A 19431-nucleotide genomic window follows, 5' to 3' on the forward strand; every position below is an offset into this window, starting at 1 on the left:
AAAATAATCAGAAATAAAAATTAAATGGAAATATATTTATTAACTGAAAGGTAGTAGAAATCTGTTGATAAATCCCTGAAAATTGTGTTAAAAAATTCGCTCTAAAACTTCGGAAATGCGTATATTGGCACGTTTTGAAACGAATATAATTTTTTAATATAAATACTTATGTCTGAAGGAGAAAAGTTAATTCCTATTAACATTGAAGACGAGATGAAATCATCTTACATCGATTATTCGATGTCGGTTATTGTATCAAGAGCGCTTCCTGATGTTAGAGATGGTTTGAAACCCGTACATAGAAGAGTACTTTATGGTATGTATGAATTAGGAGTTTTTTCTAATAGAGCACACAAAAAATCTGCGAGAATTGTTGGAGAGGTTCTAGGTAAATATCACCCACACGGCGATACGTCAGTTTATGACGCGATGGTTCGTATGGCACAAGAATGGAGTTTGCGTTATCTTTTAGTGGATGGTCAAGGTAACTTTGGGTCTGTCGATGGCGATAGTCCGGCTGCGATGCGTTACACGGAAGCTAGAATGCGCAAGATTTCTGAAGAAATTATGGCAGATCTTGACAAAGAAACAGTTGATTTTCAGCTGAACTTTGATGATACTTTAGAAGAGCCTAAAGTAATGCCTACAAAAGTTCCTGTTTTGTTAGTAAACGGTGCTTCTGGAATTGCAGTTGGTATGGCAACAAATATGGCGCCTCACAACTTGACAGAAGTTATCGACGGAACGCTTGCTTATATCGACAATGAAGATATTGAAATTGACGAATTGATGAACCATATTAAGGCTCCGGATTTTCCAACTGGAGGTATTATTTATGGATATGACGGCGTTCGTGAAGCGTTTAAAACCGGAAGAGGAAGAATCGTAATGCGCGCAAAAGTTGGCTTTGAAGAAGTTGACGGAAGAGAATGCATTATCGTGACTGAAATTCCGTACCAAGTCAATAAAGCTGATATGATTAAGAAAACAGCTGATTTGGTTAATGAAAAGAAAATCGACGGTATTTCGAACATTCGTGACGAATCAGATAGAAACGGTATGCGTATCGTGTATATCTTGAGACGTGACGCGGTTCCAAATGTAGTTTTGAATACCTTATATAAGTTTACGCAGTTGCAATCTTCTTTCAGCGTGAACAATATTGCGTTGGTGAAAGGAAGACCACAAATGCTGAATCTAAAAGAATTGATTCATTATTTTGTAGAACACCGTCACGAAGTTGTGGTTCGTAGAGCACAATATGAATTGCGCAAAGCAGAAGAAAGAGCACACATTTTAGAAGGTTTGATCATTGCTTCAGATAATATTGACGAAGTAATCCAATTGATTCGTTCTTCAAGCAATGCGGATCAAGCGAGAGAGAAATTGATCGAAAGATTCAAACTTTCTGAGATTCAAGCTAAAGCAATTGTTGAAATGCGTTTGAGACAACTAACAGGTCTTGAGCAAGATAAATTGCGTGCTGAATACGAAGAAATTATGAAATTAATCAACCATTTGAGAGAATTGCTTGCAAGCAAGGAAATGAGAATGGACTTGATTAAAGAAGAATTGACTGAAATCAAAGATAAATATGGCGATGCGCGTCGTTCTCAAATTGAATATGCTGGCGGTGACGTGAGTATTGAAGATTTGATTGCCGATGAAAACGTAGTAATTACAATTTCGCATGCAGGTTATATCAAAAGAACAAATCTTTCTGAATACAAAACTCAGAATAGAGGAGGAGTTGGTCAAAAAAGTGCTGGAACAAGAGATCAAGATTTCTTAGAGCATTTATTTGTGGCGACAAACCACCAATATATGATGTTCTTTACCCAAAAAGGAAAATGTTTCTGGATGCGCGTTTACGAAATTCCGGAAGGTTCAAAAACTTCAAAAGGTAGAGCAATCCAGAACTTGATCAATATTGAAAACGATGACAAAGTAAAGGCCTTTATTTGTACCCAAGATTTGAAAAACCAAGATTACATCAATTCTCATTATGTAATTATGGCTACCAAACAAGGTCAAGTGAAGAAGACTTTATTGGAACAATATTCTCGTCCAAGAGTAAACGGAATCGCCGCTATTACTATTAAGGAAGATGATGAATTATTAGAAGCAAAATTGACCAACGGTGAAAGCCAAATTTTGATTGCTGTTAAATCTGGAAAATTAGTTCGTTTCGAAGAAGGAAAAACGCGTCCGATGGGAAGAAGCGCTTCTGGAGTTCGCGGAATTACGTTGAGAGATGACAAAGATGAAGTTGTTGGTATGGTTTCTGTAAATGATATGGAAAGCGAAATTCTTGTTGTTTCTGAAAAAGGATACGGAAAACGTTCTTCTCTTGATGATTACAGAATTACAAACAGAGGTGGAAAAGGTGTGAAAACATTAAGCATCACTGAAAAAACTGGAGATTTGATTTCTATCAATAGCGTAACTGATGCTGATGATTTGATGATTATCAACAAGTCTGGATTGACAATTAGAATGGAAGTTTCTGACTTGAGAGTTATGGGAAGAGCAACGCAAGGAGTTCGACTTATCAACATCAAAGGAAGCGATTCAATTGCTGCGGTTACAAAAGTAATCCGTGAGGAAGCGGTTATCGAAGAAACTGTTGACGGAGAAGAAGTTTTAAACGTAGAAGCAATCTCAAATCCTGAAATTTCTGATGATATTGTTGAAGGGACAACGGAAGAAGCTGAAGATTCAGAAGAACAAGAAGATACAGAAGAATAATTTTAAACAATAATATATGAAAAGTAAATATGTATTGCTAGCGTCAGCTTTTCTAATTTCAAGTGCAACATTTGCTCAGAAAGACGAATTAAAAACGCTTAAAAAGATTTATGACAAAGATGTTCCGTCTGCAAAAGATGTAGCAGAATACAAATCAACTGTCGCAAAAGCAGAACCATTGGTTGCTAATTCGACAGAAGCGGATCAAGTTTATTTTGGTTTTTACAAATCTCTTGTTCCGTTTGTGGAAATGAGTGAAGCTATGGCAAAACCAGAAAACGCTAAAAATCCTCAAGCGGCAATGAAATTTTTCACGCCAGCTTCAATTGCTGATTTGGCTAAAAATTCTGAAAGAGTTACTGAATTTGAAAAAAAATCAGGCAAACAAGTTTATACCAAAGAAATTGAAGAAATGGTAGGGCAATTTAAACCGACAATTGTTAGTTATGCGGTTAGTCTAGGTGAGCAAAAGCGTTATGCAGATGCTACTTCGGTTTTGCACAGTGTTTATCTTTTAGATAAAAAAGATCCTGAAAAACTATATTACGCGGCCAATTATGCCATAAATGGTAAAGATTATGATACCGCGTTATTGTATTTTGGAGAACTTAAAAAAGTAAATTTTTCTGGAGAAAAAACAAATTATTTTGCTAAAAGCAAGGTGAATGACAACGAAGACTTTTTTGATTCAAAAGCTTCAAGAGACAATGCTGTAAAAATCGGAACGCATACAACTCCAAGAGATGAAAAAGAGCCGTCAAAAAGGGGAGAAATTTATAAAAATATGGCTCTGATTTTGGTGCAACAAGGAAAAGTCGAGGAAGCTAAAAAGCAAATTGCGGAAGCTAGAGTTGCAAATCCAGAGGATGAATCTTTATCAACTACTGAAGCAAATTTATATCTTCAAACGAAAGATTATGCAACTTACAAAACTTTGGTTTTAAAGGATTTGGAAAAAAATCCAAATTCTGCTGTAAGCTATTATAATTTAGGTGTAATTTCTTCTACTTCAAATCCGAAAGAGGCTGCTGATTACTATAAAAAGGCAATTCAAATTGATCCAAAAAATGTTGATTCTTATGTAAATTTAGCAGGTTTAGAATTGGCTGAAGACACAGCAATCGTTGAGGAAATGAAAAAATTGGGAACATCAGCGAATGATAATAAAAAGTATGCAACGTTACAGGCAAAAAGAGAAGCTATGTTTAAAAAAGCAATGCCTTTTTTACAAAAAGCCGTTGAAATTGATCCTAAAAATGACGCAGCGACTTCAACATTGTTAAATGTTTACAATTACCTTGAAATGACTGCTGAAGCAAAAGCTTTGAAAGCAAAAATGTAATAATAGATATAAATAACATAAAAACAAAAAATCCCGAATTTTTAATTCGGGATTTTTTTTATATAATTTTTTTGATAACTCTAAGTTTGTGCGTGTGTCTGTTGGTTTCTGCATTGTAAATCCCAAGGTGATCAAGTCTGTCAATTCTGACTTTTCCACTGGCGTGAATGATGTAATTGTCATCCATTATAATTCCCACGTGAATTATTTTTCCTTCTTCGTTATCAAAAAAGGCCAAATCTCCTGGTTCACTTTCTTCGATAAAACTTAACGCTTCACCTTGCGTAGCTTGTTCAGAAGCATCTCTTAATAATTTATATCCGTTTAATTTGTAAACCATTTGGGTTAAACCCGAACAATCAATCCCAAACGGAGTTTTTCCGCCCCATAAATAAGGTGCGTTCAAATACATAAAAGCGGTATTTACCAAATTAGATTTTGGTTTCAAGCCACTAATTTTCATTCCTTCGAAATCATAATTTCCTTTGTTGATTCCAGGATTGCTTAAAAAGGAAAGGGAAGAAGCTAGCGGAATTGGCAACAGCAAATTACTGGGCGAAGTAATGTATTCGATCAAGTCAGCGTTTAAAATAATCGCTTCATTTGACAGCTGATTGAACTCATTTTCAGTAATATTTTGGAATTGTTTTTCGTCAACCCAGCCTTCATATTCGTCAAATTGCAACTTGATTCTGGACCACTGTTTATTTTGTTCCAAAACTGTAAAGTGTTCACCAAAAAGTACTTGCGATACAATTTCGCTTCTGTCACTAGGCTCTGATCTTAAAGGTATAATGGCTAAATTACAAATTCCAAACATTGAGAATTGCTTTAAATTAAATGATGAATTCCGGATTTAAAGATACAAAATCATTTAAATCCAAAATCCATCATTAAGTAATATATTTCTGCTTATTTTTTAAGCTCTTTCAATCACAATTGCAGAAGCGCCACCGCCACCGTTACAGATTGCAGCCGCTCCAATTTTTGCATTGTTTTGCTCTAAAACATTCATTAAAGTAATGATAATTCTAACACCTGAACAACCAAGTGGATGACCAAGAGAAACTGCGCCACCATTCACGTTAACTTTATCATTATCCAAACCTAAGATTTGAGCATTTGCTAAACCAACAACAGAGAAAGCTTCGTTAAATTCGAAGAAATCTACATCTGAAATTGACATTCCTGCTTTATCCAAAGCTTTTGGAAGTGCTTTTGCAGGCGAAGTCGTAAACCATTTTGGTTCTTGAGCAGCGTCAGCATAACTTTTAATGTAAGCTAAAGGTTTTAAACCTAAAGATTGTGCTTTTTCTTCACTCATCAAAATAACAGCTCCGGCGCCGTCATTAATTGTTGAAGCATTTGCAGCGGTAACAGTTCCGTCTTTTGTGAAAACGGCGTTTAGCGAAGGAATTTTATCTAATTTTACATTAGTATATTCTTCGTCTTTTGTCACCATAATCGGATCACCTTTTCTTTGAGGAACCGCAACAGGAACGACTTCGTTATCAAATTTTCCCGCGTCCCAAGCTTTTGCAGAACGCTCATAAGATTGAATAGCAAACTTATCTTGATCTTCTCTTGAAATTTTATATTCTGTTGCGCATAAATCAGCACAAACTCCCATTGCGTTATTGTCGTATGCGTCGGTCAAGCCGTCTTTTTGCATTCCGTCAACCATTGAAGCCGGACCAAATTTGTAACCGTTTCTCAAGTGAACATAATGCGGAATCAAGCTCATGTTTTCCATACCGCCAGCCACGATGATTTCTGCGTCGCCACTGATGATTGCTTGCGCTCCCATCACAACAGCTTTCATTCCAGAAGCACAAACTTTGTTTACAGTCGTAGCAATTACGGTATTCGGCAAACCTGCCAAAAGCGCTGCTTGACGTGCTGGAGCTTGCCCAACGCCAGCTTGAACTACGTTACCCATATAAACTTCATCAACCAATTTTGGGTCTAAATTTATTTTTTCTAAAGCACCTTTAATTGCAACGGCTCCTAATTGTGGAGCAGTAACTGTTGAAAGTGCTCCCATAAAACTTCCGATTGGAGTTCTTGCTGCGGCTACGATTACTACTTTTTTATTCATAATTGTTTAGTTCTTTGTTTATTTTGCGAATTTAATTAATCTGGAGCGATTTGAAAATGAATTTTTAAATTTTATCCAAATGTAAGCGGTTGCAAAATTAATAATTTAATTCAACTAAAACGATATAGTTTGAATGCAAATTTAATCATTTAAGTGTCGAAATTATTATCAGTATTTTCAGATGACATTTTAATGGTGCAAAACTGACTGAATTTTTAGATTAATTAAAAAAAGATTTTTCGTATATTGTTGAACCTTAATGTTTTTTAATTTTAAGTAAAAAAAAAGTAAAAAAAAACCGAAAAAAGCTTGTTATTTATGGAATGTTGCCTTAAGTTTGCAACCGCAAAAAGAGATAAGTTCTTTGTGATTTAAGGAGAGTTGCCTGAGAGGCCGAAAGGACATGTTTGCTAAACATGCGTATGGGAAACTGTACCAAGGGTTCGAATCCCTTACTCTCCGCTTTTTTTGTCTATTCGGGGTGTAGCGTAGCCCGGTTATCGCGCCTGCTTTGGGAGCAGGAGGCCGCAGGTTCGAATCCTGCCACCCCGACTACAAAACTTTTACCATTTAAGTTTTAAAAGATAAATGGAGGCATAGCTCAGCTGGATAGAGCACCTGCCTTCTAAGCAGGCGGTCGAAGGTTCGAATCCTTCTGCCTTCACGAAAAACCTCACTAGAAATAGTGAGGTTTTTTTGTTTTTGTTCAGTTTCATTTTTAGTGATAAAATCTAAATTCACGGAAAAATTGCGGATTTACCACAATTAACATCGGCAACGTAGTTCAGGGTTTAAAGAATGCCTAAACGTTTGAAAATAGCCCTGATGGTTGTGACTATCCTTTTTTCGCTGGGGTTCAGCGAAAAAGATAGTGCATCCAGCAGGAATTACATTTAAAAAATTCGGTGGTTTGGCTGCAAAAAAAAATCCCAATTACAACGAAGCAATTGGGAATTTTTATTTTAGTTAAAAGTATTATTTCTGATCAATATAGGTTTTATTTCCGTTTTTGTTAATGTAATATTTCCCGCCTTTTGGTCCTGTGTACACTTTTTTACCGTTGTACATTTCACCAGAAGCTTTGTCAGCACCGGAAACTTTAGCTTCAGATTTTGAAGTTACCGCTTTATCTTTGGCTTTTGCTACGTCTTTTTTAGCTGAAGTTGCTGCCACGTCTGCTTTGGTTTCTGCTTTTTTCGCCGCTTGTTTTGTTTCTGTTTTGGCTTTTGCCGTTTTTTGTTCTACAGTAGTTTTTGTTTTCTTAACGGTAGTTTCTTGCGCATTTGCAAATCCGAAGGATAATAATGCTATTCCTAAAGCGATAAATTTTTTCATGGTTCTTGTTTTTAAATTGAATTAAAATTAGTAAATTAATTAATACAAATACATAGATTTGCATTTATAAATTAAACATTTGATAATTATGAAATACTCATTGCTAATATTGTGCCTAACTTTTTTAACGGCTTGCAAAAACCCAAAAGAAGCTGTTTATAGTGATGCTTTATTGTCAAATACAAATTATATTGAGGAGAATGCAACGTTGCTTGACGCTGCAAAAATGAACTTGAGCGACACTACTTTTGTGAACTTAAAAGAATATGGAAAAGACTTCTTTTATGATATGAAATATGCGACCGCTGACAATTTTCTGAAAACTCAAGTGTATGATTGCCCAGAATGTTATTTGAGATTGAAGACTGTGAAGGCGCTCATGAAAGCAAATCAGGAGTTTGTAAAACTTGGCTATAAAATTAAAGTATATGATTGTTACCGACCTTTAGATGTTCAAAAAAAGATGTGGGCGATTGTGAATAATCCTACGTATGTGGCCGATCCGGCAAAGGGTTCAATCCATAACAGAGGCGGCGCTGTTGATATTACGCTAACTGATTATAGCGGAAACGAGCTGGATATGGGTACTTCTTTTGATCATTTTGGACCAGAAGCGGCACACGATTATAAAAATCTATCTGCAGAAGTTATCGCCAACCGAAAGTTGCTGAAAACAATTATGCAAAAAAGTGGTTTTAAAACTTTTGCTTCTGAATGGTGGCACTACAATTTAGCAAATGCTTCAACAATGCCGGTTTCAAATTTTACTTGGGATTGTAAAAAATAATTATTCTTCGATACATTTTAAGTAATCGATGAAGAAATTTTGCGGAAACGAAGTTTCTCCGTTCAATTCAGAAATCATTTCTTTTTTCATGATATAATCAACCATTTCAGATGCATATTTTATTCTGATGTAAGAAACGGGAGATTTTTTCAATTCTTCAATTGAATTTTTCATGAATAGAAAAGTTGCTGATGTAACTCGAACGGAAGCGCCCGTTTTTTCATCGCGAACTGTGGCGCCACAATTTCCTTCTTCAGAAATAAGCATGGTCAAAATCTTTCCGTTTTCTAGTTGCAAGTACACTTTTGAAGCGCTGTCAAAACACGTTGCCTTCATAAAATCTTTACTTCTTTGGATGTTTTGAAAATTTAAAGCGGGAGTTCCGCCAGCATTGACAAGTGAAAAGAAAATATTATTAGAACTTCCGGCGAAGACTTTTTCGTAAATAATTTTTTGCTTTGTTTCTTTATAACTTCCGATAGAATCGGTAAAACTGGTTCCGAATTCACAATCTTTTTGGGCAAATAATCCGGCTTGAATCATTAAAAAGGCAACTAAAAGCAATCGTTTCATTATTCTGTTTTTATTTTGGTGCAAAGTAATACAATTTTGTCATTATTCAAATCTGTGGTAAAAAAACAGTATTGATTTCCTCCATCTGAAATTTTCCACTTTTTTCTAATGTTTTCAACCGTTTCCGGAAAATTTCTCACTGTGATATTTGCTTTTTTATTTTGGAGAAAAGCTTTCATTTCGGTTTTTGCGTAAGGAATTAGTTGCTGAATTTGAAATGTTCTTCCAGGAAAATCAATAATTTCTTCTGAAGTATAAAGGTGCGAATTTCCGTGTAATTTGTCGATTTCAAACAAGGAGCTGACTGCATCAAAGGCGCCAGATTTCATTACAGCGCTGTTTGGTTCGTAAATGTATTTCTTTGGAAGCCCCAAATTTGCGTAATATTCTTGGCTTAAATCAAAATCTAGTTTTTCAGTTTTCTCCTTTAAAAGATTGGCCGTTTTTATCTCAATTGAACCAGAATGTCCTTTTTTGATTTCCCAAAGCAATTCTTTTACTTCGTTTTCTAAAGCAACAATATGAATCGTCTTTACGTCTGAAAGTTCAATTAAACCTGCAGAAATATCTAAAATGGGAGCGGTTTTGATTAATATATTTTCAGAATATTTGAAATAAGTTTCTAATAATTCTGGAACATTTGGCAAGCAATCTTTCAGCATAAAAACTTTGCCTTTTGCATCGCTTCTACGTGAAGGGTCGATGTAAATCCAATCGAATTTTCGGTTTAAATTTTTTAATATCTCAAAACTGTCGCCCGCAAAACATTTTATATTTTCTGCTTTTAGTTGTTGAAAATTATGGTTGACGATATCTGATAATTCATAATTCATTTCGCAGTGAACCACCGATTTGAATTGCTTTGAAAAATAATAATCGTCCACGCCAAAACCTCCGGTTAAATCGATTAAGCTTTCGCCAGAAATAATTTCAGATTTGTGTAAAGCCGTTTTTTCAGAAGAAGTTTGCTCAACAGAAATCTTTGAAGGATAAATGATATTTTCGGTTTGGAACCAAGTAGGAAGTTTGTTTTCCGATTTTGATTTTGCAGTAATTTGGTTTAAAATCACTGCAAAATCAATTTCTGGAAAAGGATTTTTTTTGAACGCCAATTTTGCCACATCGCTGTGAATATTGGCGTTTATAAATTCTTGTATTTCTGGTCTTAAAATTTCTGAAGTCAACTTAAATTCCTCTGGTTAGTACTTTTACGACTGGGTTTTCTGGAAAAAATTCCTTGGCAACAACTTTGGCAATCGTGTAAAGCGGAACGGCAACGATCATTCCTAAGACGCCAAAAAGAAAACCACTCGCCAAAATTACGATAAAAATTTCCAACGGATGTGAATTGACGCTATTTGAAAAAATCAAAGGTGTAGTTACGTTATTATCAATGATTTGCGCGACAGAATATCCAATCAAAACATATAAAGTTGTTGAAAGCATTTCGCCTTGAGACTGCGGATCCATGTGACCAAGCATCGTTAAAATAGCAACTAAAGCCGTGGCAATCAGCGGTCCAATGTATGGAATAATGTTTAATAATGCTGTAATAAAGGCGATAATAAAAGCGTTTTCTACGCCAAAAACCAGTAAAACAATTAAGTACATAATAAACAAAATTGTTACTTGACCAATCAATCCGATGAAATAACGGCTCAATAAATGGTTGATTTTTCTAAAAGAATTGATGATTTTACTTTCGTGACCTTCTGGCAATATTTTTTTTGCGTTAACCGTAAAAAGTTTCTTGTCTTTCAAGAAAAAGAAGGTGATAAAAATGATAGAACCAATCGCCATCCCAATGTTTCCTAGAGTTCCTAATATTGCATTTAAGAAATTTGGGATAAAATTCAAGTTTAATTTTGACGCCAAATTTGACTCTTTCAGCATGTTTTCGGCGTCAATATTATGATCTGAAAAGTAAGTTTTTAGTTTGTCAACCAGTTCAGTTAAATCGTTTTGAAGTTTTCCCGTGTCTAAAAGAGAAAGATTTTCACTTTGGGAAATGATCAGCGGCACAAACATCATTATAAATCCGGCTAAAAGCAAAATGAAGAAAACCATCGTGACCAAAACGGCAACGATATGATTAAATTTTAATTTTTTTTCTAAAAAATTTACAATCGGACTTCCAATCATACTTACAATTAAAGCTATGAAAAGAAAGTAAATAACGGGCTGAATAAGAAATAAAATGTAGAGGAGAAGCAAAGCTCCGGCCGTAATAATTAAGGCACGAAGAATTCCGTTGCCGATTGTTTTTGAGGTTACCATAAGTTTAGTTTTGTTACTCTAATTTAGTCAAAAAATTCTGTATAGCTAAAATTTTAAGAAATTAGATTTTTCCTTGGAGGCTAAACTGCTAGAATTCAAAAAATATCAGATTAATTATTGAAAATATAATTAACAATATTGGCGCCCATTTTCAGTGCTTTTTCGCGAACTTCCTTTGGGTCATTATGAACTTCTGGGTCTTCCCAGCCGTCGCCTAAATCGGTTTCATACGTGTAAAGCAAAGCCAATCGATTTTCGATAAAAATCCCAAATGCTTGCGGACGCTTGTTATCGTGTTCGTGAATTTTTGGAATTCCAGCCGGAAAAGAATAAGGTTTCTGAAAAATCGCGTGATTTGCAGGAATTTCCACCAAAGCATTATTTGGAAACACTTTTTTCAATTCTTTTCTAATATATTCGTCCATTCCATAATTATCATCAATGTGAAGAAAACCTCCAGAAGTCAAGTAATTTCTGAGATTAATCATTTCTGAATCGCTGAAAACCACATTTCCGTGGCCTGTCATGTGAATAAAAGGATACGAAAGTAAATCTGGACTTCCGGGTTCAACGGTCGCTGGTTTCGAAGTAATTTTTGTACTGATATTTTGATTGCAGAATTTGATCAAATTAGGCAAAGCTGTTGGATTTCCATACCAATCGCCACCGCCATTGTATTTCAAAAGAGCGATTTCTTGGGCATTTATTCCTAAAGAAAATAATAAAATCAGAGCAAAATAGATTTTTTTCATCAATTTATTCATTTATAAAAGCAACGCTATGGCAAGCAACAACTGCAGCAGTTTCTGTGCGAAGTCTTGTATTTCCGAGCATTACTGCAAGATAATTATTTTCTAGAGCCAATTTGATTTCTTTTTCAGAAAAATCACCTTCGGGACCAATTAAAATTGTTGCATCTTGATTTGGCTGAACCACTGCTTTCAGCGATTTTTTATTAGTTTCTTCGCAATGGGCAATTAAATTTAAGCCTTTGTTTTCTTGTTTTATAAAATCCTTAAAAGCAATCGGTTCGTTTAATTTCGGAAGATAATAATGCAACGATTGTTTCATCGCAGATTGAATTATCTTGTCAAAACGATCGGTTTTAATTATTTTTCTTTCAGAATGATCGCAGATAATTGGAGTGATTTCAGAAACGCCAATTTCAGTAGCTTTTTCTAAAAACCACTCAAAACGGTCGTTCATTTTTGTTGGCGCAACTGCCAGATGCAAATGATATTTTAAAGCTTCTCCTTTTTCTGAAGTAACAATTTTTACTTGACATTTTGAATCAGAAGCAAGCGTGATTTCTGTTTTAAATAAAAATCCTAAACCGTTAGTTACAAATAAATTATCGCCTTCTTTTTTACGTAATACTTTAATAATATGTTTACTTTCTTCTCTGTCAAAAAAAAAGGTTTCGGCGTCTTCAGAAATTTCTGGATTGTAAAATAATTGCATAATTAAAATTCGATTCTAGCTTTTGAAACGACTGAATTGTCTTCAAAATTGGAGTGTAAATATTTTTGGTAACCCACGATTCCGATCATCGCAGCATTATCCGTTGTGTATTCAAATTTTGGAATAAAAGTTTTCCAGCCATATTTTGCTTCGCCTTCTTTCAGCGTTTTTCTGATTCCAGAATTTGCCGAAACGCCACCGCCAATCGCAATCCGTTTGATTCCGGTTTCTTTTACGGCCAATTTCAGTTTGTCCATCAAAATCTGGATAATTGTGTATTGAATTGAAGCGCAAATATCGTTCAGGTTTTCCTCTATAAAATTCGGATTTTCTTTGACTTGTTTTTGGATAAAATACAAAATTGCCGTTTTCAATCCGCTGAAACTGAAGTCTAATCCCGGAACTTTTGGTTTTGTAAAAACAAAGGTTTTCGGGTTTCCCAATTGCGCATATTTATCGACCAAAGGTCCGCCAGGATAGGGAAGTCCCAAGATTTTTGCACTCTTGTCAAAAGCTTCACCAACAGCATCATCAGTAGTTTCTCCGATAATTTCCATATCAAAAAAATCGTTGACTTTCACAATTTGCGTGTGTCCGCCACTGATGGTCAACGCTAAAAAAGGAAACTCAGGTTTTTCAAATCCTTCTTCATCGATAAAATGAGCCAAAATATGCGCATGCATGTGATTTACAGCAATTAACGGAATTTTCAACGCCAAAGCTAGTGATTTAGCAAAAGAACTTCCTACTAAAAGTGAGCCCATAAGTCCAGGTCCTTGTGTAAAAGCTATTGCATTTAACTGATTTTTGTCGATATTTGCTTTACGGATGGCCATTTCGATAACTGGAACGATATTTTGCTGGTGCGCGCGCGAAGCCAATTCAGGAACAACGCCACCATATTCGCCGTGAATGCTTTGATTTGCAACAACATTTGACAAGACTTTATCGCCTTGCATCACAGCTGCCGCAGTATCATCGCAAGAACTTTCAATGGCCAATATTAAAAGAGAATTATTTCCCATAGAAGGGCACGGATTTTGAATTATATTTGACAAAAATAAAACAATTAAGAGTATCAAAAAATTTAAAAAAATAGTATTTCGAACCTTTTTAGGTTTAATCCTACTTTTGCTGGTACTCGGCATTACACTTTCCCTACCTTTTGTTCAGACAAAAATTGCGCATTATGTCACTGAATCTCTCAATGAAAAATATGGAACAGACATTTATGTTGACAAAGTTGCCATCTCTGTTTTTTTAACTGTAAAACTCCGTGATGTACTGATAAAGGACCATCACAAAGATACGCTGATTTCTGCAATGTCCATAAAAACCAATATTTTGAGCTTTAAAAAGCTTAAAACGGGCGATTTGGCTTTTGGAGATTTGTATGCGGATAAATTGTTTTTCAACTTAAAAACCTACAAAGACGAAACGAATTCGAACATTAATGTTTTTGTAAAATTATTTGATACTGGTAAAAAATCGACCAAGCCTTTTCAACTGAATGCTGATAATATTTACTTGAATGCCAGTCATTTCAAAGTAACCAATGAAAATTTGGTCAACAAAGTCAGCATCGATTTTACAAAGATGAATTCTCGCGTTAGAAAGTTTAAAATCTATGGAAGCGACATCACGACCGAGATAAAAGAACTTTCGATGATGGATCACAGAGGTTTGTTTATCAAGGATTTAAACGGAAAGTTTAGCTATTCAAAAGAAAGTCTTTTGCTTAAAGAATTAAATCTTCTGACCAAAGAATCGTCATTGAAAGGAAGCGTAGTTTTGACTTACAAAGAAGGCGGTTTGGCTGATTTTGTAAACAAAGTTCGCCTTGATGTGGATGTGGATTCTGCCTCGATTTCCACAAATGACCTCAATATTTTCTACAATGAATTTGGAAAAAACAAGAAATTTAATTTTTCTACAATTTTAAGTGGAACAATGAATGATTTTTTTACCAGAAATTTAAAATTGGTTGTGGATAAGAAATCGCAGATTGTTGGCGATATTAATTTCAAAAATCTTTTCAATCCAGATAAAAATGCCTTTATGATTAAGGGCGATTTCAAGAAATTATCTTCAGATTATGCCAATTTAAAAACGATTTTGCCTAGAATTTTGGGCGAGAAATTGCCTTCGTCTTTAGAATATTTAGGAAATTTTGATTTGGTCGGAAATGCGCAAGTCACGAAAACCACGGTCAAAGCCGATTTATATTTGACCACCGATATTGGTGAGCTGGCGACAGTTTTAGAATTGTACGACATCGATAATATTGACAACGCTTCCTATTCTGGAAATATTAATTTCAATAAATTCAACATCGGGAAATTCTTGAAACAAAAGGATTTGGGCGTTGCTACGTTAGATTTGGAAGTGAAAGGAAAAGGTTTTACCAGAAAATATTTGAATACAAAAGTTTCGGGAACGGTTTTCAGCCTGAACTTTATGAATTACAATTACAAAAATATTGATATTGACGGAACTTTTAAAAATCCAATATTTCAAGGAAAAGTTTTGGTTAATGACGAAAATTTGAAACTAGATTTTCAAGGTTTGGTTGATTTGAGCAAACGTGAAAATCGTTATGATTTCCACGCGTTGATTGATTATGCCGATTTAAATAAGCTGAAATTGATTAAAAGAGATTCGATTTCGTTGTTTAAAGGTGACATTACGATGCAAGTTACCGGAAATAGCTTGGATAATATGTACGGAGATATTGCGATTACGCAGACTTCATACCAAAATGAAAAAGACACTTATTTCTTTGATGATTTTACCGTTCAATCAAGATTTGATGCCGATAGAATCAGAACAATTTCAATCGCTTCGCCAGATATTATTCAAGGAAAAATTGTTGGGAAATACCAATTTAAAGAAGTTCCGAAGATTGTTGAAAATGCTATCGGAAGTTTGTACACCAATTACCGCCCGAACAAAGTCAAGCCCGGACAGTTTTTAGATTTTAATCTTTCTATTTATAATAAGTTGATTGAAATCTTCTTGCCAGAAGTTTCTGTGGGTTCAAATACCATCGTTTCCGGAAGGATAACATCTGATTCTAAGGAGTTTAAGATGAATTTTAATTCGCCAGAAATTAAGGCTTACGAAAATTATTTCGATAATGTTTCTTTGGAAGTTGATAACCAAAATCCGTTGTATAACGCTTATGTTGAGATGGATAGCATTCGAACAAAGAAATATAAAATTACTGATTTTAGTACGATTTCGGTAAAATTAGAAGATACGTTGTTTTTTAGAACCGAGATGAAAGGTGGCGTTGACAATAAGGATTTTTATAATTTGAATATTTACCATACGATTGACGAAAAAAACAATAACGTTGTTGGGATCAAAAAGTCGCAGGTAAATATCAAAGATTATATGTGGTTTTTAAACGAGCAAGACGCGAATGATAATCGCGTTGTGTTTGATAAGAAACTGAAGAATTTTTCAATCGAAAATATCTTGATGACGCATGATAATCAGCGTGTGGAACTTCAGGGAATTATTCGGGACAGTACTTATAAAGATGTCAATTTGAGTTTTGAAGACGTGAGTTTGGGCAAATTGCTTCCGTCGATGGATAGCCTTCGAATTGCAGGAAACCTGAATGGGCGAATTGATTTCAAGCAAAATAAGAATGTTTACCAACCTTCCGCGGGCATCACAATTGACAGTCTTCACGTCAATGAAATTTCGCTTGGAAATCTATCTTTGGATATTGAAGGAAATGAAAATCTGAACCGTTTCAGCGTAAATTCTATTTTGGAGAATGAAAACGTGGAGAATTTCATCGCGTCTGGAAATATCGGAATTTTGAATAAAGAAACTATTTTTGACTTAGATTTTAGATTTAATAAATTCAATCTTGGCGCGCTGAGTCCGCTTGGAGGCAACGTGATTTCAAAGATTCGTGGATTTGCTTCGGGAACTGCAGGATTTGCCGGAACCTTAAAAAATCCGAGAATTGACGGTCGATTATTTTTAGATAATGTTGGTTTAAAAGTACCTTATTTGAATGTTGATTATGAATTTGATCAGCGCTCGATTGTCGATTTGACTGAAAATCAATTCCGTTTTAACGACGCCCGAATGACCGATACAAAAAACGGCACCAAAGGCTTTTTGACAGGAAGTATCAAACATCAAAATTTCAAAAACTGGGTTTTAGATTTGAATATAAAGTCAGATAATTTGTTGGTTTTAGACACCAAAGATTCAGACGACGCCATTTATTATGGAACCGCATTTATCGCAGGTTCTGCCTCGTTAAAAGGTCCGACAAATGCTTTGCTGATTACGGTGGACGCCGAATCTAAAAAAGGTACAAATATTAAAATTCCGATTAGCAGTGCTTCCGGAGTTGGAAATAATTCGTTTATCACTTTTTTAAGTCCGAAGGAAAAATACAATCAAGACAAAGGAATCATCGCACCAGTCGTAAATAATGCCGGACTTGAATTGCAGTTTAATTTAAAAGTTACGCCAGAAGCGGAAGTGGAGATTATCATCGACAAAAACACAGGCCACGCTTTAAAAGGAAAAGGAAACGGAGATATTCGTTTGGAAATTAGTACGCTCGGAAAATTCAATATGTTTGGAACGTATGACGTAACCGAAGGAGAATACAATTTTAAATACGGAGGAATTATTGATAAAAAATTCTCGGTTAAAAAAGGAAGTAATATTTCTTGGGATGGAGACCCAATTCGTGCCCGATTGAACATCGATGCTGTTTATAAAACACAGGCAAATCCAGCGGTTTTGCAAGATAATGCTTCGTTTAACAGAAAAGTTCCAGTGGAAGTAGTCATCAATTTGACAGGAAACTTGACGAATCCAGAGCCTGATTTCACGATTAATTTCCCAACGGTGAGTTCGGTTTTAAAGTCAGAACTTCAAGTACGTTTGGATGATCGAGATACGCGTGTGAACCAAGCTTTGTCATTATTAGGAACAGGAAATTTCTTGAGCGCGGATAACGCAGGAACAGCAGTTTATGGAAGTTTGTTTGAAAGAGCAAGCGGTTTATTTAATGATTTGTTCCAAGACGAGGATGGTAAGTTCACCGTGGCTTTAGATTATCAAATGGCCGACAGAACGCCGACGGCAGAAACCAACAGCCAATTCGGAATTGCAATTACCACACAACTTTCTGATAGAATTTCCATTGATGGAAAAGTTGGAGTTCCTGTTGGTGGCGTAAACCAGTCGGTAATTGTGGGTAACGTGGAAGTGAAATATCGAGTGAATGACGATGGAACTTTAAACCTTCGTGTGTTTAATCGTGAAAACGACATCAATTATATAGGAGAAGGAATTGGCTATACCCAAGGTCTTGGAGTTTCGTATGAGGTCGATTTTGATACTCTCCGCGAACTTTGGTTTAAAATCTTTAATATAAAAACGCAAGAAGAGAAAAATAACGCTTCTGATGAAGTTCCAGATTCTGATCTTTCTCCAGATTTCATTCAATGGACGCAAGAACGAAGAAAACGCCCAGAAAATCCTAAAACCGAACAACAACGCGTTCCAGAATCAGAATAACATATTTTTAAGTCTGTTTTTTTCTGAAATCCCTTTAATTTAATGAACATTTCGATACGATTCAAGAAAACTTATTAACGAAATCGTTTGAAACCCTCCGCAATTCTTAAAATAATAAAAACCAGTGCTGTTAAGTGATATATGTTTGCTAATTTTACAATATTAATAGCAAATAAATGTCAAAAACAATAAAAAAAATAGGCGTACTAACTTCCGGAGGAGATTCTCCTGGGATGAACGCGGCTATCCGTTCTGTTGTAAGAACCTGTGCTTTCCACGGAATTGAATGCGTCGGGATTTACCGTGGTTATCAAGGTATGATTGAAGGCGATTTTAAAGAAATGGGACCTCGTTCAGTAAATAATATCATTAATAAAGGAGGAACGATCTTAAAATCGGCACGTTCGAAAGAGTTTATGACTCCAGAAGGACGCAAAAAAGCCTTCGACAACTTAAATAAAGTTGGAGTAGAAGCTTTAGTCGTAATCGGTGGAGACGGAAGTTTCACCGGTGCAGAAATCTTCAATAGTGAATATGGTTTTCCAGTGATGGGAATTCCGGGAACTATCGACAATGATATCTTTGGAACAAGCCACACTTTAGGGTATGATACTGCATTAAATACTGTAATCGAATGTATCGATAAAATTCGTGATACGGCAAGTTCGCACAACCGTCTTTTCTTCGTGGAAGTGATGGGACGTGACGCTGGTCATATTGCGCTAAACGCAGGAATCGGTGCTGGAGCTGAAGAAATTTTGATTCCAGAAGAAGATTTAGGTTTAGACAGACTTTTAGAATCACTTCAAAAAAGTAAAGCTTCGGGTAAATCTTCAAGCATCGTTGTGGTGGCTGAAGGTGATAAAATGGGCAAGAATGTTTTCGAACTTAAAGATTACATCGAGTCACATTTACCAGAGTATGATATTCGTGTTTCTGTTTTAGGACACATGCAAAGAGGTGGCGCGCCATCTTGCTTCGACAGGGTTTTGGCAAGCCGTTTGGGAGTTAAAGCTGTGGAATCTATCTTAGAAGGAAAATCAAACTTTATGGTCGGAATCTATCAAGATGTGGTGACTTTAACGCCTTTAGAACAAGCAATTAAAGGTCATTATCCAATCGACAGAGAATTATTGAGAGTATCTGATATAATGTCAACATAGAAAGTTTTATTGTTAATTCGGTCAATCGTCAATTCGATTCGCTGGATAAACGATTCAACGAAAAAACAAATAAACGATTAAACAA

General features: G+C 35.4%; 14 protein-coding genes and 3 tRNA genes. 8 read left to right on the forward strand and 9 right to left on the reverse strand.

The genetic code is table 11. The features are described 5' to 3' along the window. Positions 1–168 precede the first annotated feature (168 nt). Positions 169–2748 (forward strand): DNA gyrase subunit A, encoded by a 2580-nt coding sequence (gene gyrA / locus ACFPVY_RS04695; protein ID WP_379790632.1) that lies wholly within the window; start codon positions 169–171, stop codon positions 2746–2748. 16 nt (positions 2749–2764) lie between these two features. Continuing rightward, a complete protein-coding gene (locus ACFPVY_RS04700) occupies positions 2765–4090 on the forward strand; it encodes a tetratricopeptide repeat protein (RefSeq protein WP_379790634.1) in 1326 nt (441 codons plus the stop codon). 58 nt (positions 4091–4148) lie between these two features. Here the strand turns inward: ACFPVY_RS04700 and ACFPVY_RS04705 are convergent, their stop codons facing one another. After that, entirely contained in the window at positions 4149–4910 is a 762-nt protein-coding gene (locus ACFPVY_RS04705) for a C40 family peptidase (RefSeq protein WP_379790636.1), read from the reverse strand. 99 nt (positions 4911–5009) lie between these two features. Next, positions 5010–6188, reverse strand: a complete 1179-nt coding sequence (locus ACFPVY_RS04710) for an acetyl-CoA C-acyltransferase (protein ID WP_379790637.1) — start codon at positions 6186–6188, stop codon at positions 5010–5012. A gap of 375 nt (positions 6189–6563) precedes the next feature. On the opposite strand from ACFPVY_RS04710, the gene ACFPVY_RS04715 reads away from it, so the two are divergent. The 3 genes from ACFPVY_RS04715 to ACFPVY_RS04725 all read left to right on the forward strand — a co-directional run bounded on the left by ACFPVY_RS04715 (position 6564) and on the right by ACFPVY_RS04725 (position 6852). Then, positions 6564–6650: transfer RNA gene (locus ACFPVY_RS04715), tRNA-Ser, on the forward strand. 15 nt (positions 6651–6665) lie between these two features. Continuing rightward, positions 6666–6740, forward strand: a tRNA-Pro gene (locus tag ACFPVY_RS04720). Positions 6741–6778: 38 nt separating this feature from the next. Next, positions 6779–6852, forward strand: a tRNA-Arg gene (locus ACFPVY_RS04725). A gap of 311 nt (positions 6853–7163) precedes the next feature. On the opposite strand, the gene ACFPVY_RS04730 is transcribed toward ACFPVY_RS04725, so the two are convergent. Then, complete coding sequence (locus ACFPVY_RS04730; RefSeq protein WP_379790639.1) at positions 7164–7523, reverse strand: hypothetical protein; 360 nt, start codon at positions 7521–7523, stop codon at positions 7164–7166. A gap of 88 nt (positions 7524–7611) precedes the next feature. Between ACFPVY_RS04730 and ddpX the strand changes: the two genes are divergently transcribed. Beyond that, positions 7612–8310 (forward strand): D-alanyl-D-alanine dipeptidase, encoded by a 699-nt coding sequence (gene ddpX, locus ACFPVY_RS04735; RefSeq protein WP_379790641.1) that lies wholly within the window; start codon positions 7612–7614, stop codon positions 8308–8310. Here the strand turns inward: ddpX and ACFPVY_RS04740 are convergent, their stop codons facing one another. From ACFPVY_RS04740 to tsaD, 6 genes are all read right to left on the reverse strand, one after another. Beyond that, on the reverse strand, positions 8311–8883 hold the full coding sequence (locus ACFPVY_RS04740; protein WP_379790643.1) for a hypothetical protein: 573 nt from the start codon (positions 8881–8883) through the stop codon (positions 8311–8313). It abuts the gene before it with no gap. Then, positions 8883–10067, reverse strand: a complete 1185-nt coding sequence (locus ACFPVY_RS04745; RefSeq protein WP_379790645.1) for a THUMP-like domain-containing protein — start codon at positions 10065–10067, stop codon at positions 8883–8885. The genes ACFPVY_RS04740 and ACFPVY_RS04745 overlap by 1 nt, the downstream gene beginning before the upstream one ends. Before the next feature lies 1 nt (position 10068). After that, positions 10069–11160, reverse strand: coding sequence for an AI-2E family transporter (locus ACFPVY_RS04750; protein WP_379790646.1), 1092 nt, complete (start codon positions 11158–11160; stop codon positions 10069–10071). 110 nt (positions 11161–11270) lie between these two features. Then, complete coding sequence (locus ACFPVY_RS04755) at positions 11271–11912, reverse strand: DUF4159 domain-containing protein (protein WP_379790648.1); 642 nt, start codon at positions 11910–11912, stop codon at positions 11271–11273. A gap of 4 nt (positions 11913–11916) precedes the next feature. Next, positions 11917–12621, reverse strand: a complete 705-nt coding sequence (locus ACFPVY_RS04760) for a 16S rRNA (uracil(1498)-N(3))-methyltransferase (RefSeq protein WP_379790650.1) — start codon at positions 12619–12621, stop codon at positions 11917–11919. 2 nt (positions 12622–12623) lie between these two features. Further along, positions 12624–13646: a tRNA (adenosine(37)-N6)-threonylcarbamoyltransferase complex transferase subunit TsaD gene (gene tsaD / locus ACFPVY_RS04765; RefSeq protein WP_379790652.1), complete on the reverse strand. Its 1023-nt coding sequence runs from the start codon at positions 13644–13646 to the stop codon at positions 12624–12626. Between the two features lie 106 nt (positions 13647–13752). Here tsaD and ACFPVY_RS04770 point away from each other — a divergent pair, with 106 nt between their 5' ends. Together ACFPVY_RS04770 and pfkA are read left to right on the forward strand one after the other, a co-directional pair. Beyond that, entirely contained in the window at positions 13753–18183 is a 4431-nt protein-coding gene (locus ACFPVY_RS04770; protein WP_379790654.1) for a translocation/assembly module TamB domain-containing protein, read from the forward strand. 176 nt (positions 18184–18359) lie between these two features. Then, positions 18360–19346 carry a 6-phosphofructokinase gene (gene pfkA / locus ACFPVY_RS04775; protein WP_379790656.1) on the forward strand — a complete coding sequence of 329 codons (987 nt, stop codon included), beginning with the start codon at positions 18360–18362 and terminating at the stop codon, positions 19344–19346. Positions 19347–19431: the final 85 nt, after the last annotated feature.

The sequence above is a fragment of the Flavobacterium qiangtangense genome (assembly GCF_042658345.1).
GTDB classification, from domain to species: domain Bacteria; phylum Bacteroidota; class Bacteroidia; order Flavobacteriales; family Flavobacteriaceae; genus Flavobacterium; species Flavobacterium qiangtangense.

Coding starts and splice junctions, on each gene's coding strand:
- gyrA (WP_379790632.1), top strand. CDS start 169: ATGTCTGAAGGAGAAAAGTTAATTCCTATTAACATTGAAGACGAGATG.
- ACFPVY_RS04700 (WP_379790634.1), top strand. CDS start 2,765: ATGAAAAGTAAATATGTATTGCTAGCGTCAGCTTTTCTAATTTCAAGT.
- ACFPVY_RS04705 (WP_379790636.1), bottom strand. CDS start 4,910: ATGTTTGGAATTTGTAATTTAGCCATTATACCTTTAAGATCAGAGCCT.
- ACFPVY_RS04710 (WP_379790637.1), bottom strand. CDS start 6,188: ATGAATAAAAAAGTAGTAATCGTAGCCGCAGCAAGAACTCCAATCGGA.
- ACFPVY_RS04730 (WP_379790639.1), bottom strand. CDS start 7,523: ATGAAAAAATTTATCGCTTTAGGAATAGCATTATTATCCTTCGGATTT.
- ddpX (WP_379790641.1), top strand. CDS start 7,612: ATGAAATACTCATTGCTAATATTGTGCCTAACTTTTTTAACGGCTTGC.
- ACFPVY_RS04740 (WP_379790643.1), bottom strand. CDS start 8,883: ATGAAACGATTGCTTTTAGTTGCCTTTTTAATGATTCAAGCCGGATTA.
- ACFPVY_RS04750 (WP_379790646.1), bottom strand. CDS start 11,160: ATGGTAACCTCAAAAACAATCGGCAACGGAATTCTTCGTGCCTTAATT.
- ACFPVY_RS04755 (WP_379790648.1), bottom strand. CDS start 11,912: ATGAAAAAAATCTATTTTGCTCTGATTTTATTATTTTCTTTAGGAATA.
- ACFPVY_RS04760 (WP_379790650.1), bottom strand. CDS start 12,621: ATGCAATTATTTTACAATCCAGAAATTTCTGAAGACGCCGAAACCTTT.
- tsaD (WP_379790652.1), bottom strand. CDS start 13,646: ATGGGAAATAATTCTCTTTTAATATTGGCCATTGAAAGTTCTTGCGAT.
- pfkA (WP_379790656.1), top strand. CDS start 18,360: ATGTCAAAAACAATAAAAAAAATAGGCGTACTAACTTCCGGAGGAGAT.